Origin of the sequence: Mesorhizobium sp. WSM4906, assembly GCF_029674625.1 — a bacterium.
Taxonomy (GTDB): domain Bacteria; phylum Pseudomonadota; class Alphaproteobacteria; order Rhizobiales; family Rhizobiaceae; genus Mesorhizobium.
The window spans coordinates 635,118-650,089 of the sequence record NZ_CP121355.1 but is presented as its reverse complement, the minus strand read 5'-3'; the positions used below and the strand labels follow the sequence as shown (position 1 = coordinate 650,089).

At 65.7% G+C, this 14,972-nt stretch carries 15 protein-coding genes; 2 read left to right on the top strand and 13 right to left on the bottom strand.

Annotated features, from left to right (window positions below; all coding sequences use genetic code 11):
- Nucleotides 1–22: 22 nt before the first annotated feature.
- The 9 genes from QAZ22_RS02995 to QAZ22_RS02955 all read right to left on the bottom strand — a co-directional run bounded on the left by QAZ22_RS02995 (nt 23) and on the right by QAZ22_RS02955 (nt 8,979).
- A complete protein-coding gene (locus QAZ22_RS02995) occupies nt 23–562 on the bottom strand; it encodes an NADH-quinone oxidoreductase subunit B family protein (protein ID WP_278205499.1) in 540 nt (179 codons plus the stop codon).
- Nucleotides 563–574: 12 nt separating this feature from the next.
- Entirely contained in the window at nt 575–2,098 is a 1,524-nt protein-coding gene (locus tag QAZ22_RS02990; RefSeq protein ID WP_278207774.1) for an NADH-quinone oxidoreductase subunit C, read from the bottom strand.
- Nucleotides 2,099–2,117: 19 nt separating this feature from the next.
- The gene (locus QAZ22_RS02985) at nt 2,118–3,569 is read right to left on the bottom strand and encodes a hydrogenase 4 subunit F (protein ID WP_278205498.1); all 1,452 of its coding nucleotides are present in this window, start codon (nt 3,567–3,569) and stop codon (nt 2,118–2,120) included.
- Complete coding sequence (locus QAZ22_RS02980) at nt 3,566–4,228, bottom strand: hydrogenase-4 component E (RefSeq protein ID WP_278205497.1); 663 nt, start codon at nt 4,226–4,228, stop codon at nt 3,566–3,568. The genes QAZ22_RS02985 and QAZ22_RS02980 overlap by 4 nt, the downstream gene beginning before the upstream one ends.
- The gene (locus QAZ22_RS02975) at nt 4,228–5,184 is read right to left on the bottom strand and encodes an NADH-quinone oxidoreductase subunit H (protein WP_278205496.1); all 957 of its coding nucleotides are present in this window, start codon (nt 5,182–5,184) and stop codon (nt 4,228–4,230) included. Before QAZ22_RS02975 ends, QAZ22_RS02980 begins: the two co-directional genes overlap by 1 nt.
- Nucleotides 5,175–7,190, bottom strand: a complete 2,016-nt coding sequence (gene hyfB, locus QAZ22_RS02970; RefSeq protein ID WP_278207773.1) for a hydrogenase 4 subunit B — start codon at nt 7,188–7,190, stop codon at nt 5,175–5,177. Before hyfB ends, QAZ22_RS02975 begins: the two co-directional genes overlap by 10 nt.
- Nucleotides 7,190–7,495, bottom strand: a complete 306-nt coding sequence (locus QAZ22_RS02965) for a helix-turn-helix transcriptional regulator (protein ID WP_278205495.1) — start codon at nt 7,493–7,495, stop codon at nt 7,190–7,192. The genes hyfB and QAZ22_RS02965 overlap by 1 nt, the downstream gene beginning before the upstream one ends.
- Before the next feature lie 222 nt (nt 7,496–7,717).
- Nucleotides 7,718–8,605, bottom strand: coding sequence for an RNA polymerase sigma factor (locus tag QAZ22_RS02960; protein ID WP_278205494.1), 888 nt, complete (start codon nt 8,603–8,605; stop codon nt 7,718–7,720).
- Nucleotides 8,606–8,658: 53 nt separating this feature from the next.
- Nucleotides 8,659–8,979 (bottom strand): hypothetical protein, encoded by a 321-nt coding sequence (locus QAZ22_RS02955; RefSeq protein WP_278205493.1) that lies wholly within the window; start codon nt 8,977–8,979, stop codon nt 8,659–8,661.
- 161 nt (nt 8,980–9,140) lie between these two features.
- Between QAZ22_RS02955 and QAZ22_RS02950 the strand changes: the two genes are divergently transcribed.
- Nucleotides 9,141–10,337: an IS256 family transposase gene (locus tag QAZ22_RS02950; protein WP_278203704.1), complete on the top strand. Its 1,197-nt coding sequence runs from the start codon at nt 9,141–9,143 to the stop codon at nt 10,335–10,337.
- Nucleotides 10,338–10,603: 266 nt separating this feature from the next.
- Here QAZ22_RS02950 and QAZ22_RS02945 read toward each other — a convergent pair whose 3' ends face one another.
- From QAZ22_RS02945 to QAZ22_RS02930, 4 genes are all read right to left on the bottom strand, one after another.
- The gene (locus QAZ22_RS02945; RefSeq protein ID WP_278205492.1) at nt 10,604–12,262 is read right to left on the bottom strand and encodes an FAD-binding dehydrogenase; all 1,659 of its coding nucleotides are present in this window, start codon (nt 12,260–12,262) and stop codon (nt 10,604–10,606) included.
- A gap of 33 nt (nt 12,263–12,295) precedes the next feature.
- Complete coding sequence (locus tag QAZ22_RS02940) at nt 12,296–13,282, bottom strand: Gfo/Idh/MocA family oxidoreductase (protein ID WP_278205491.1); 987 nt, start codon at nt 13,280–13,282, stop codon at nt 12,296–12,298.
- 193 nt (nt 13,283–13,475) lie between these two features.
- Nucleotides 13,476–14,051 carry a YceI family protein gene (locus QAZ22_RS02935; RefSeq protein WP_278205490.1) on the bottom strand — a complete coding sequence of 192 codons (576 nt, stop codon included), beginning with the start codon at nt 14,049–14,051 and terminating at the stop codon, nt 13,476–13,478.
- Between the two features lie 67 nt (nt 14,052–14,118).
- Nucleotides 14,119–14,688: a cytochrome b gene (locus tag QAZ22_RS02930; protein ID WP_278205489.1), complete on the bottom strand. Its 570-nt coding sequence runs from the start codon at nt 14,686–14,688 to the stop codon at nt 14,119–14,121.
- 125 nt (nt 14,689–14,813) lie between these two features.
- Between QAZ22_RS02930 and QAZ22_RS02925 the strand changes: the two genes are divergently transcribed.
- Nucleotides 14,814–14,969, top strand: coding sequence for a hypothetical protein (locus QAZ22_RS02925; RefSeq protein ID WP_278205488.1), 156 nt, complete (start codon nt 14,814–14,816; stop codon nt 14,967–14,969).
- Nucleotides 14,970–14,972 lie beyond the last annotated feature (3 nt).

The window sequence follows — 14,972 nt, the reverse complement described above, 5'->3', positions numbered from 1 at the left end:
GGGAGAAACGGCGGCGCTGGGCTCAGCCTGGGGAAGAACCACCCTTCCCGTTCGCGCCGTCGAGCAGCGCGATCAATCCCTTGAGGATCTCGATCGGCCGCGGCGGGCAGCCTGGAATGTGCAGGTCGACCGGCACCACGTCCGACACGCCGCCGACGACCGCATAGCTGCCGGCGAAGCAGCCGCCGTCTTTTGCGCAGTCGCCGAGCGCGACCACCCATTTCGGGTTGGGCGTCGCGTCCCAGGTCCGCTTCAATGCCTCGCGCATGTTTTTGGTGACCGGCCCGGTGACCAGAAGCACATCGGCATGGCGGGGCGATGCGACGAAGCGGAAGCCGAAGCGCTCGATGTCGTAAAAGGCATTGTTGAGCGCGTGTATCTCGAGCTCGCAGCCGTTGCAGGAGCCGGCATCGACGGCGCGGATGGACAGGCTCCGGCCCAGCCGCTTGCGGGCAGCACCGTCGAGGGCGCGCGCCAGCTCGTCGACCGCCGCGTCGCTCACCTGTGGCGAGCGTTCCGTCAATGGCGGGCGGATCAGGCTTTCGAACAGGAGCTTGCGCATGACGGCAGGCCTTCAGAGATCATGGCCGGAATAGGAGCAGTTGAACGATTTGTTGCAGATCGGGAAGTCGGCGACGATGTTGCCTTCGATCGCTGCTTCCAAAAGCGGCCACTGGAACCATGAGGGATCGCGCAGGTGGCAGCGCTCGATGGTGTTGTCCTCGCCAATGCGCAGCCAGGCCAGGATGTCGCCGCGAAAACCCTCGACCAGCGCCATGCCCTCGCGCGGGCCGCCCGCGGCATCGTCCGCCGCGGCGACCTCGGCGCGGGTCGGGCCGGCTGGCAACCGCCCCAGAATCTGCTCGACGAGCGACAGGCTCTGCTCGACCTCCCGCACGCGGATCCAGACGCGGGCGTTGACGTCGCCCTCCTGCAGCACCGGCACGTCGAAGGCGAGCTGGTCGTAGGGCGCGTAGGCTAGATTGCGTCGCGCATCGAAATCGCGGCCCGACGCCCGCCCGACATAGCCGCCGGCCGCATATTGCCGGGCAAGCTCGACCTTGAGCCGGCCGGTCGTCACCGTGCGGTCCTGCAGCGAGGCGGTGTTGTCGTAGAGCTCGACCAGATGCGGAAAGCGCTGCCTGATCTCCGCGACCAGCGACCGGATGGCGCTCGTCCCGGCCTCGTTGAGATCGCCTGTCACGCCGCCGGGCACGATGCGGTCGCGCATCAGGCGGTGGCCGAAGGCCGCGTCGGCGGCGCGCAGCACGCGTTCACGCAGCACGCCGCAATGCGCGTGCATCAGCGCGAAGGCGGCGTCATTGCAGATGGCGCCGATGTCACCGAGGTGATTGGCAAGGCGCTCCAGCTCGGCCATCAGAGCGCGCAGCCAGACTGCGCGGGGCGGCACGGCGACGCCGAGCGCCGCTTCCACGGCGCGGGCAAAGGCAAGCGAGTAGGCGACCGTGCTGTCGCCCGACGTCCGACCCGCGAGTTTTGCCGCGCGATCGATCGGCGCGCCCGCCATCAGGCCTTCGATGCCCTTGTGCACATAGCCCAGCCGCTCCTCCAGCCGCACCACCGTTTCGCCGCTTGCCGTGAAGCGGAAATGTCCGGGTTCGATGATGCCGGCATGCACCGGCCCGACCGCGATCTGGTGAAGACTCTCGCCCTCCGCCGTGAGGAACCGGTAGGAGGACGCGGCAGACCGTTCGCCGGGCTGTGCCGCGAGCGGATGGCTGATGCCCCACTGGCCATGGTCGAGCCAGCGGCGGGTGTCGGGGAGGCCCTGCGGCGCCAGCCCGAAGAGATCCGCCGCGGCGCGCTCCAGCCGTAGCGCCGGCGGGTGGTACTGGCCGACCGACGGGTAGCGGCCGCCGCGGCAATCCAGGCTGATCACGCCGACGTTCCGCTCTTCCTCGAGAAGCGCCATGTGCACTCTTTCCGGCTCCCCCCACAGGCCGAGCAGGCTCCAGCGGCCTGCGGCGAGCTGTTCGACGGCAAGGTTCCAGACCTTCGGGGCCACCTTGGCACGGCGCCAAGGGGCGTGACGCTCGACCGGGCGGCCGGTCTCGACGAGATCACTGAGCGCGGGCATGTTTTTCCTGCTCATGGCATCACCCCAGGATACCGGCGACATGCTGGAACCATGCGACCAGCGGCGCCGGCAGATAGATGCCGGCGGCAAACACCAAAGCAAGGTGCGAATACATCGGCACGTAGGATGCCTCGACCGGCGCCGTGCCGCCGCGCGGCTCGCCGAAGGCGACTCCGGTCAGCCGTAAAAGCAACGCGCCGAAGGCGATGAGCAGCCCGAACACCAGCGGGATCGCCAGCCACGGATACCTGGCGAAAGTCGAGCTGACGACCAGGAATTCACTCATGAAGATGCCGAGCGGCGGCAGGCCGGCTATTGCCACGACGCCAATGACCAGCGCCCAGCCAAGCCCGGGATGGCTTTCCGTCAACCCCCTTATCTCGGAGATCTTCTGCGTGCCCTTGACCTGCGCGATATGGCCGACGGCGAAGAAGATCGCCGACTTGGTCAGGCTGTGCATGACCATGTGCAGCAGGCCGGCGAAGTTGGCGAGCGGGCCGCCCATGCCGAAGGCGAAGACGATGATGCCCATATGCTCGATCGAGGAATAGGCGAACAGGCGTTTGATGTCGCGGCGGCGGTAGAGCATGAAGGCCGCGAAGATCAGCGAGGTCAGTCCCATCGTGGCCATCAGCGGTCCCGGGCCGATCGCCTCCGGGCTGGCGGCGAGCAGGAGCTTGAAGCGCAGCACCGCGTAGAGCGCGACGTTGAGCAGCAGCCCCGACAGCACCGCCGAGATCGGCGTCGGGCCTTCGGCATGCGCGTCGGGCAGCCAGGCATGCAGGGGCGCGAGCCCGACCTTGGTGCCGTAGCCGAGCAGCAGGAAGATGAAGGCGACGCTGAGCAGGGCCGGGTCGAAATGCGCCGCCTTGTCGATCAGCACCGACCAGACCATGGCGTTGGTGCCCGCGCCGACAACCGGCTGGGCGGCCATGTAGACGAGGATGGTGCCGAAGAGTGCGAGCGCGATGCCGACGCTGCCGAGGATGAAGTACTTCCAGGCCGCCTCCAGCGCCTCATGCGTGCGGTAGATGCCGACCATCAGCACGGTGGTCAGCGTGGCGAGCTCCACCGCGACCCACATCAGGCCGATATTGTTCGACACGAAGGCCAGGTTCATGCCGAACATCATGATCTGGTACATCGCGTGGTAGAACCGGAGGTTCGGCGCGGTCAGCCGCCCGGTCTCCAGCTCATGCGCGATATAGGAGGCGCTGAACACGCTGGTGGTGAAGCCGACGAACGTGTTGAGGACGATGAAGACGATGTTGAGGTCGTCGACCAGCAGATATTGTCCCGGCGCCGGCCGGTCGGTGACGAACAGCGACAGCGCGGCGAGCAAGGTCAGCAGGCTGGCGATGACGTTCACGACCGCCGTCATCTTGTAGTTCGGCAATGCTGCCAGAATGGCCGCGGCAGCTGCGGGGACGAAAAGGATCGCGGCCACGGCATCGAAGGAGAGGGCCGTCACTGGCGCTCTCCCCGGTAGTCGTCGAGCGCGCCGACATCGACCGAATCGAACCGCTCGCGGATGCGGAACAGGAAGACGCCGATGACGATGAAGGCGATCAGGATCGAGAAGGCGACGCTGATCTCGACGACCAGCGGCATGCCCTTGGCGCCGGTGGCGGCCAGTACCAGGCCGTTCTCCAGCGACATGAAGCCGACGACCTGGCTGACTGCGTTGCGCCGGGTGACCATCACCAGGAGCCCCAGCAATATGATCGACAGCGCGAAGGCGAGGTCCTCTCGGGCAAGCGGGTCGGCTTCGGGCGTCACCCTCAGCATCAGCACCATGGAGAGCGTCACCAGCCCGATGCCCGCGAGCATGGTCGGGCCGATGCCGACTGCGGTCTCGATGTCGCGATGGATGCCGAGCCGCTGGATGATGCGATGCAGCCCGACGGGGATGACGATCGCCTTGAAGACCAGCGCTATTGCCGCGGTGATGTAGAGATGATGCGCCTCCTGGATGTAGGCCTGCCAGGCCACCGACAGAGCAAGCACGACCGCGTGCAGGGCAAAGACGTTGATCAGGGCGAACAGGCGGTCCTGGTAGAGCATCATGAAGGAGACCAGCACCAGGCTGCCGGCGAGCAGATGGGCGATGTCGAAGGTGAGACCGTTCATCACAGGCTCCGCGAGACGAACAGCAAGAGCGTGCCGAGCAGCGCCAGCATCAGCGCCGCGCCGAGGAAGTCCGGCACGCGGAAGACGCGCATCTTGGCGACCGCGGTCTCGAACACGGCCAGCAGGATGGCGAGCGCCGCAAGCTTGGCGAGATAGGTGGCGGCGCCGATGGCCAGTGCTTTCGGCCCCGCCCCGGCGCTCGCCAGCCCCCACGGCAGGAAGACGCAGGAGATCAGCGACACGTAGAGCACGAGCTTGAGGAAGGTGGCGAGTTCGATCATCGCCAGATGGCGGCCGGAATATTCCAGGATCATCGCCTCGTGCACCATGGTGAGCTCCAGATGCGTGGCCGGATTGTCGACCGGGATGCGCGCGTTCTCGGCGATCGCCACCATCACCAGGGCGATCGCCGACATGCCGAGCGACACCCGCAACCCGACCTCGGGCGAGCTCATGAAGGCTGCGACCGTCGAAAGCTGCGTGGCGCCGGCGACCAGCGCCAGGCTGAACACGATGAGCAGCATGGCGGGCTCGGCCAGCGAGGCGATCATCACCTCGCGGCTGGCGCCGATGCCGCCGAAGCTTGTGCCGACGTCCATGCCGGCAAGCGCCTGGAAGAAGCGCGCGCTGCCGAGCAGCGCCACGATGACGATGAGGTCGGCGGTCCAGCTGAACTGGAGGCCGGCGGCGAATGTCGGAACCAGCGCCGCCGCGACCCAGGTGGCGGCAAAGATCAGATAGGGCGTGACGCGGAACAGCCAGGACGCGTTGTCGGCCAGCACGACCTCCTTGCGCATCAGCCTGACCAGGTCGCGATAGGGCTGGATCAGGGACGGTCCCTGCCGCCTCAGCAGCCTTGCCTTCACCTTGCGCACGAAACCGATCAGCAGCGGCGCCAGCAAAAGCACCAGAAGCATTTGCGCGCCCTGGACGGCCAGCTGGAAGATCATGGCCATAGCGCAAGCACCAGGAGCAGGATGACGAGGTAGAGGAAGACCAGCGTCAGATAGCGGCGGATCGTCAGGAACTGCAGGTAGTTCAGCCGCTCGGTGGCGAAATCGATCGCGCCGGCGATCGGCTGGTAGAACGTCTCCCAGGCCACATCGTGGAAATCCACCTTGAGGCGCGCCGGTTCGAGGGAACCCGGCGCCGGCATGTCCACCGTCTCCCGGGCGCGGAACGCGAAGCTGCCGAAGACCCGGCGAATGGGCTGCGCGAAGCTGACGGCGGTATATTGCGCGGCAGGCGTCGCTTCCGCGAAGCCGCATCCCCATGCCGGGCCTCTGCGCAGCGCGTGCGAGGCGAAGCGGTGAATGAAGAAGGCCGCGAGCGAGGCCGAGATGGTGATGAAGACGAACACCAGCAGGCCGTTGTAGGAGCTGCGGCTCTCGGCGATCGGCACGATCGACAGCCAGGGCTGCGCCGTCTGAACCGGCATGCGGTCGCCGATGAGCGAAAGCGCAACCGGCGACAGGCTGTCGATGACGAAACCGGGCAGGATGCCGGCGAGCAGGCACAAGGCCGCGAGCACGACCATCGCCGCCAGCGACCAGCGGTCGACCTCATGCGCTCGTTCCACCGCTGCCGATCGCGCCCTGCCAAGGAAGGTGATGCCGAATGCCTTGACGAAGCAGGCCGCGGCAAGTGCGGCCGCCAGCGCCAGCATGCCGCCGACGGCGGGCACGATGACCTTCAGCCCCCATTGCGGCAGCTCGGGGCTCTGCAATATGGCCTGGAAGGCCAGCCATTCGGATGCGAAGCCGTTGAAGGGCGGCAGCGCCGAGATCGAGACGCAGCCGACGAGGAAGACGAAGCTGGTCACCGGCATGCGATGGATGAGGCCGCCGAGCTTCTCCATGTCGCGCTCGCCGCTCGCCGACAGCACGGCGCCGGCGCCGAAGAAAAGCAGGCTCTTGAAGAAGGAATGGTTCAGCACGTGGAACAGCGCCGCGGTGAAGGCCAGCGCCGCGGCCGACGGCATGGCGTTCGCCTTGAAGGCAAGCGCAAGGCCGAGGCTGGCGAAGATGACGCCGATATTCTCGATCGTCGAATAGGCGAGCAGCCGCTTGAGGTCCTTTTCCATCAGCGCGTAGAGGATGCCCAGGACCGCCGTCGTGCCGCCAAGCAGGAGCACGACGACGCCGGACCACCATGCCGGTGCGCCGAGCAGATCGAACACCACGCGGATGAAACCGTAGATGGCGACCTTGGTCATGATGCCGCTCATCAGCGCCGAGACGTGGCTCGGTGCCGCCGGATGGGCAAGCGGCAGCCAGGCGTGCAGCGGCACGAGGCCGGCCTTGGAGCCGGCGCCTAGCAGCATGAGTGCGAGCACCGCGCCGGCGGCGAACCGGCCGGGCTGCGCCGTCCGCATCGCGTCGAACGCATACGTTCCCGCCGGTCCGGCGAGCAGGCCGAAGGCAAGCAGCAGCGCCAGCGTGCCGAAGCTTGCCATGACCAGATAGATGTAGCCGGCCCGCCGGTTGGCATCGTCGCGATGGTGCGCCATGACCAGCGCCCAGGAGGCGAGCGACATGAATTCCCAAGACAACAGGAAGCTGAAGGCGTCGTTGGCGAGCACGACGAGGTTCATGCCGGCAAGGAAGGCCGGATAGAACGGCAGCACGCGATGCGGCTGGGATTCGTGCTGGCCGTAGCCGAGACCGTAGAGGCTGGTGATGCCGCCGCCCAGGTTGACGACGACGAGAAAGAAGGCCGACAGGCCGTCGAGGCGGAATCGGGCGCCGGTCCACGGCAGGCCGAGCGGCAAGGTTATGGCGGACGCCTCGCCGGGGCTGCCCGCGAGATGGCCGGCGACGATTGCCAGCAACGCGGCCGAGATGGCGAGCGCAGCGCCATAGACCAGACGCGTCGCCGAAGCGCGCCGGCTGGCGGCTCCGGCCAGGACGGCCGTCGCCAGAAGCGCGGCGGGGCCGCACAACAGAAGCGCGACGGTCGAAATCACGGCAGGCTCCCGCCGAGATCGATCGCGTCGGCGTCTGGCGCCCTGGCCGGGTCGCCCCCGGCCTTCAGCCGCACGCCGCGTCCGCCGCCCTGGCTGACCGCGCCTTCGCCGATCAGTTCGATGCCGGCCACCTCGAGCGCCGCGATCAGCTTCATCAGCGAATCGACGTTGCCCCGGATGATCGAGCCGCTGGCTTCCATGCGCTGGATCGTCGGCACCGACAGGCCGGACAATTCGGCAAGCCGGCGCTGATCGATGCCGAGCAGCGATCTGGCGGCGCGCAATTGCGGTGCGGTTATCACCGGCGACCCTCTTCTTGTTTGAAATATGAGATCTCGGTGCTGCAGCATACATAAAAGGGTTTCAGCGTCAATGATTGATGCTTCAGACATCTATGTTGATGGTAATCCACCCGCTCGCGTCTTATGAGGCCAGGGCCGCCTCCTTAGCGTTCTTCATGCCGCCTATGCCGGCAGAGGCAACGCATTCGCGGGACGAACGCTTTACTGTTCGCGCGAAGGTGATTAGCCGTCGATCGCACGGATATCCGCGTCGGCAACACAGTACGACGCGTAGCGGAAATCGCGGATGCGGACGGCCTCATCGCCGCGCCAGTCGATCAGCACGAAGCCGCGCACCGCATCGTCCGCCTGCGGGTTGCGGATCAGGATCGCCGGCTGGCCGTCGACGAAGCCGAGCGACAGCGCCCAGTCGCTGACGCGGTCGTAGTTGCCGAAATAGATCGAGGCCTGTTTCTTGCCGCTGAGCCGGGTGCGGTTCACGACCTCGAGCTCGATGTCTTCGTCGATCAGCGCCCTGACGGCGTCGAAGTCGCGCGCGTTGAACAGGTCGATGTAGCGGCGCAGCCGCCGCTCTTCATCCGGATCGAGCTTCGGCAAAGGCACGTCATCCGGTGCCGCTGCCAGCGTCTTCAGCTCCGCCCGGCCGCGATGCAGTGCCGCCTTGGTGGCGGCGAGCGTCGCGCCCGTCACCTCGCAGGTCTCATACAGGCTGAGGCCGAGCACATCGACCAGGATCACCGCGCTGCGCTGCGCCAGCGTAAGCTGCATGAAGCTGCGCAGGCTCGCCGCCGCCGCGAGCCGCGTCTCCGCGCTGGCCGAGAGGTCTTCTATCTCGGTCATGTCGGCTTCCGTCATGCGCGAGCGCTCCCGCTGGCGGCGGCGCAGATGATCCTGCGCCGCATTATGGGCGATGCGGAACAGCCACTGCTCTGGACGCTCGACCGTGGCGCCGCCATCGTGAGCACCAAGTGCCTTCACCACCGCCTCCTGCACGATGTCCTCGCCCTCGACCGTCGAGCCGGCCATGCGTGCGGCATAGCGGTGCAATTTCGGCCGCAGGTCGACAAGCATGGCTTCAAGCGCCGCGCGGTCGAATTTCGCTGTGCTCATTCGCCTCACTCTCGCATCGCCGGCCTGTCCTGTCCGGCCGCGTCGCGCCCTTGTCAGGTCGGGACCGCCTCGTCGGCGTTGGCCAGCATATGATAATTGCCGACGATCTTCGCGACCGACCTGACAAGCGGTGTCGAGCGCCGCGCGGCGTGATCCGCGCCGAAGGCCTTGAAAGCGTCGAGCCCGGTCAGCGTCGAACTGTCTTCTTCATAGCCGACGATATGGACGAACTCGCCATTCTCCAGTTCGAGCACCAGGTAGCGCACTGACTGAGGCTCGGTTTCATCCAGCGCCTCGAACACCTTTGCCACCAGCGTCCGGTTCTCGGCGACACTGGCGTCCTTCACACCGTAGCGGATGAGGTTGTAGTTCATTTGTCGTCTCCTGTTCGCGGGTTGTAGGAGGAAGACGATCGACATGGACGAAAGGATTCTCGCGGTAGTGTGCTGAGAGTTCTGCAAATTCGCTGAGAGAGGGCGGTCATGGCAGGCTGGTGATTGTTCACGTCACCTGATTCCCGCGAAGGAACGCCACCATGACCAAGATCGAAGATAAATCCGCCATAGCTGCCGTCAAAGACATTCTGCTTTCGAACCCGGATGGGCTGCACGAAGTGATCCGCGCAGTGATGCAGGAGGTCCTCGAGGCCGAGATGGACGAGGCGCTGGGCGCTTCGAAGAGCGAACGGACACCGGAGCGGCTCGGCTATCGCTCTGGGTATTACGGCCGCACGCTTGTCACCCGTGTCGGCAAGCTGGAGCTGCGGGTTCCGCAGGACCGGCAGGGGCGCTTCTCCACCGAGCTGTTCGAGCGCTACCAGCGCTCCGAGCGGGCCTTGGTGGCGACGCTTGCCGAGATGTACGTGCAAGGCGTGTCGACCCGCAAGGTCAAGGCGATCACCGAGGAGCTGTGCGGGCATGCCTTCTCGGCCTCGTCGATCTCGGCCATCAACAAACGGCTGGACGAAAGCCTGAAGGCCTTTGCCGAGCGCCCGCTTCAAGAGCCCTTTGCTTACCTCGTGCTCGATGCCCGCTACGAGAAGGTGCGCGAGGCCGGCATCGTCATGAGCCAGGCGGTGCTGATCGCGGTCGGCATCGACTGGGACGGGCGGCGCCAGATCCTGGCCGTGGAGATGGCCAATCGCGAGAGCCGCTCGGCCTGGAAGGACTTCCTCGTGGCGCTCAAGGCGCGCGGTCTTAGGGGCGTCGAACTGGTCGTGTCCGACGACCATGCCGGCCTGGTCGCGGCGATCGGCGAGGTGATTCCGGAAGCGGCCTGGCAACGCTGCTACGTGCACTTCCTCAGGAACGCGCTCGATCACCTGCCGCGCAAGCACGGCGACGACTGCCTGCAGGAGCTCAGATGGCTCTACGACCGGCGCGATCTCGCCGAGGCCAAGGCCGATCTCGCCGCGTGGCTGGCCAAATGGTCGGGCCGCTATCCGCGGCTGACGACGTGGGTGGAGGAGAGCATCGAGCGCACGCTGACCTTCTTCCGCCTGCCGCGCCAGCACCACAAGCACCTGAAGTCGACCAACATGCTGGAACGCCTCAACGAAGAGATCAGGCGCCGCACCTATGTCGTGCGCATCTTTCCCAACGCCGAAAGCTGCCTGCGCCTGGTCAGGGCGCTGGCCGTCGAAACCAACGAAAACTGGATGGAGGCCAACCGCTACATCAACATGGACGACCTGCGCGAGCACAAGAAGCTCGCTCTGCGCCAAGCCGCATGACCAGCCTCATGGCCGCCCCTTTTTGCAGAACTTGACGCACACAACCATTCTCGCAGGCACGAAAGATCTTTTGAAGGCTCGAGCCGGGGTAACCATCGCACCGCCAAATCTCCCCCCTTGAGGGGGAGATGTCGCCAGAGGCGACAGAGGGGGTCGCCGCGCGTGGAGCGCCGACGCTTTCACGACGAGATAACGTTGGCGATCTATGTGAGGCGACCCCCTCTGGCCTGCCGGCCATCTCCCCCTCAAGGGGGTGAGATTATCGCTTACACGACCGCCTTCGCCGCGGCCCTTCCGGCGCTGCGGCCGGAAAAGATGCAGCCGCCCAGAAAAGTGCCTTCCAGCGCCGCGTAGCCATGCACGCCGCCGCCGCCGAAACCGGCGACCTCGCCGACGGCATAGAGCCCCGGCACCGGCTGTCCGGCGGCATCGAGCACGCGGCTGTCGAGATCGGTCTGCAGACCGCCCAGCGTCTTGCGGGTGAGCACGTTGAGGCGGACTGCGATCAGCGGACCATTCGCCGGATCGAGCATCTTGTGCGGCTTGGCGGTGCGGATCAGCCTGTCGCCGAGATAGGCCCGGGCGCCGCGCAGCGCGGTGATTTGCGCATCCTTGGAGAACGGGTTGTCGAGCTGCATGTCGCGGGCGCGGATCTCGCGTTCGACCTGCGCCACATCGAGCAGCGGTTCGCCGCCGGCAAGCGCGTTCATCCGCGCCACCAGTTTAGGCAGCTCGGCCTCGACGATGAAATCCTCGCCCTTCTCCATGAAGGCTTTCACCGGTCCCGGAATGCCGCTAGTGGCGCGGCCCAGCACTTGGCGCCAGCTTTTTCCCGTGAGGTCGGGGTTCTGCTCGGAGCCCGACAGCGCGAACTCCTTCTGGATGATCTTCTTGGTCAGGATGAACCAGGAATAGTCGAAGCCGGTGCCTATGATGTGGCTGAGCGTGGCCAGCGTATCGAAGCCGGGATAGAGCGGTACCGGCAGCCGTTTTCCACGCGCGTCGAGCCAGAGCGAGGACGGGCCTGGCAGGATGCGGATCGCGTGCTCGGTCCAGATCGGCGCCCAGTTCTTGATGCCTTCGACATAGTGCCACATGCGGTCGCGGTTGATGATCGAACCACCCGCCGCTTCCGCGATCGCCAGCATGCGGCCGTCGACATGGTCCGGCACGCCGGTGATCATGCGCTTCGGCGGCGCGCCCAGGCGCTGCGGCCAGTTGCTGCGCACCAGCTCGTGATTGCCGCCGATGCCGCCGGAAGCGACGATCACCGCTTGTGCGTGGAGCTCGAAATCGCCGACGACGTCGCGCGAGCTCTTGCGGCCGCGGTCGACATTGCTTGGCTCGAGCACGTCGCCGCGCACGCCGGTGACGGTGTTGCCGGAGCGGACGATCTCGTTGACCCGGTGGCGGAACTTGAACCGGACCAGCCCGCGCTTTTCCGCTTCGCGCACGCGCAGGACGAAAGGTTCGATCACGCCGGGTCCGGTGCCCCAGGTGACGTGGAAGCGCGGCACCGAATTGCCGTGGCCGACGGCATTGCCGCCGCCGCGCTCGGCCCAGCCGACCACGGGGAAGAATTTTAAGCCCCGCTCGATCAGCCAGGAGCGTTTTTCTCCGGCGGCGAAGCCGACATAGGCTTCCGCCCATTTGCGCGGCCAGAAATCCTCCGGCCGGTCGAAGGCGGCGGTGCCCATCCAGTCCTCGAGCGCGAGGTCGTGGGAATCGCGGATGCGCATGCGCCGCTGCTCGGGCGAATCGACCAGGAAAAGCCCGCCGAACGACCAGAAAGCCTGGCCACCCAGCGACTGCTCCGGCTCCTGGTCGACGATTATGATCTTCCTGCCGGCCTCGGCCAGCTCGGCTGCGGCGACGAGGCCGGCGAGCCCCGCGCCGACGATGATGACGTCCGCGTCGTCAGCCATATTTTCTCCCCCCAGCCGTCCCTTGGCGAGCTCTCAGACCGGCTCCCAGCCGTCCTTGTTGCCGGCGCGGAAGATGGCGTCGATGACCTTCTGGTTGAGCACCGATTCCTCCAGCGTGAAGACGCGGTCCTTGCCGCCTTGGGCGGCGCGCACGAAGGCTTCGCACTCGAGCCGGTATTGCTGCGTGCCGGGGAAGCGGAACACCTGCGCCTCGGTGTGGTTCTGGTTGTGCAATTCGATGCGGTGGTGGTCGTAGAGCCCGGCATTGAACGGGGCAAAGACCTCGATGAAACCCTTTTCGCCGTGGAACACCATCACCTGGCGCGCCGCCATCTGCGTCGAGAGGTAGAAGGACAGTTCGAAGTCGCCGAAATCGGCGCGGATCGAGGAATAGATGTCGGTGCCGAAAGTCTTGTCGCGCTCGATATTGGCCTGAACGCGGATCGGCTCCTTGCCGGTCGAAAACCGCGTCGACACCGTCGGATAGACGCCGATATCGGGCAGTGCGCCGCCGCCGAGATCGAGCTGGTTGCGCATGTTCTTCGGGTCGACATTGTAGTAGGAAAACGCGCCCTGCACATGGCGCAGCCGGCCGATGGCGCCGCCGGCGATGAGGTCGCGCACCTTGATCCATTGCGGATGGTAGGTGACCATGAAGGCCTCGCAGACCAGCACCTTCTTCTCATCGCGCAGCTTGATCAGCGGCGGAATGTCCTTGGCGTCGAGCGCCAGGGGCTTTTCGACCAGCACATGTTTTCCCGCTTGGATCGCCTTCGCCGTCCACTCGACATGCTGCGAGGTGGGCAGTGGGATATAGACGCCGTCGACCTCCTTGGAAGCGAGCAATTCCTCATAGGAGCCGCAAGCATGGCGAGCGCCGAAGCGGTCGGCAAGCGCGCGGGCCTTCGACAGATCGCGGCTGGCGATCGCCGAGAGCACGCCGTTTTCCGAGTCCATGATCGCCGGCAAAAGCTGCTCGCGGCCGATCTTGGCCGTCGACAGAACACCCCATCGGAACATTGCGCTTCTCCATGTCGGTTACGTCGATGGAGGTGTGCCCCAATTCTGGAGAAAAGCCAATGCGTGAGCCGGGTCACAAAGCGCCTTCGTCAATCCTCGGGCTTGACCCACCTTAGCGTCACGGAATGGATCCGCGTCGCTTCGCTCCTTGCTTCGCCCTAGGATGACGAACCCGAGGAGGCGAGGCTTAGAACTAGCCCCTTCTGCCGGTCAGCGTCATGTCGAAGTCGACGACGTTGGAATAGAGCGGCGTGCCGACATCCATGCCGTAGCGTGAGCGCAGCACCTTGCCGGTAACGTGGAACTTGATGGTCCCTGACTTCAATCCACCCAGCTCGGCGGTGAACTTTTCCGAAAACGTCTTGCCGCGGGCTGTCAGACGGCCGGTGACCAGGGCCGTCGTGTCGCCGGTACGTGTCACGTTTGTGGAGCGGAACTGGATCTCCGGGCTGTTGGCCGCGTCGAAGACCGCGTCGGAGCGCAGGAAGGCGTCGATGCGGCCCTGGCCGGTGCCGACGCTTTCGGGATAGATGGTGAGGTCGACCTTCGAGCGGCTGACATCGCTGTTGTCGATGCGGATCGTGCCCTTGAAGCGGCCGAAAGCGCCGTCGAAGCCGCCGCCGCCGGCCTTGCCGATGGTGAAGCGGATCGAGGAGGCCGACGGGCTGATCGTGTAGCTGCCGGCGGCCTCGCTGAGCGCCACTGCCGCGTAGACGGGCATGGCAAGGCAAGCGGCGACAGCCGCCAATCCGAGGATGCGCGTATGCATGGAGATGTATCCTATCCTGAGCCAGCGCATTGCTGTCTTCCCGCCACCAACGAACGGGCGGCCCGCTCTATTCCCGGGCTGACGAAGGTGTGATCATACGCGTGAGCACGCTGTCGCGCAGCAGGAAATGGTGGCGAAGCGCCGCCGCTATATGCAGCGCCACCAGCGCGATGCCGGCATAGGCGAGATACCAATGCGTCGCCGACCAGAAGCTTTCGGCGGCGTCGGATTCGGTGAGCGGCAGGTTGGGCATGACGAACTGGTTGAACGGCATTGTCGGGATTTCCAGCGTCGAGACCGAAATCAGCGCCCAGCCGGAGAGCGGCAGGGCGACCTGGAAGGCATAGAGCGCGAAATGCGCGAGCGGCGCCGCCTTGCGCTCCAATGTTCCGACCGAAGGCGGGAGTGCCGGCACCGCATTGCCGAGCCGCCAGGCGATGCGCAGGATGATCAAGCCAAGCAGCAGGAAGCCGAAGGATTTGTGCAGCTGGATCAGCTCGAAGGAGGTGCGCTGGCTTTCGATCCGCATCATCACGAAGCCGAGCACGAACTGGCCGATGAAGATGATGCCGATCAGCCAGTGGAGGATGATCATCGCCCAGCCGTAGCGGGTGGTGGTGTTGATGATGGACTGCATGGTCGAAGAACGCCAGTGATGATCGCTTTCGTCCAACCTGCATCCCAGAGGAGCTATTGTCGATGTAGGCGCTGCCCCTCATCCGCCTGCCGGCACCTTCTCCCCGTGAAGAACGGGGAGAAGGGATGGACCGCAGCCTCGGCGCCTTTCTTGCAACGTTCGAAATTGGCGAAATCATCGAAGAGAGCGCCCCTCTCCCCGTCACTATACGGGGAGAGGATGCCGGCAGGCAGGTGAGGGGCAGCACCAACGTCGGTAACGTTGAATGCAAACCGAAGTGACCG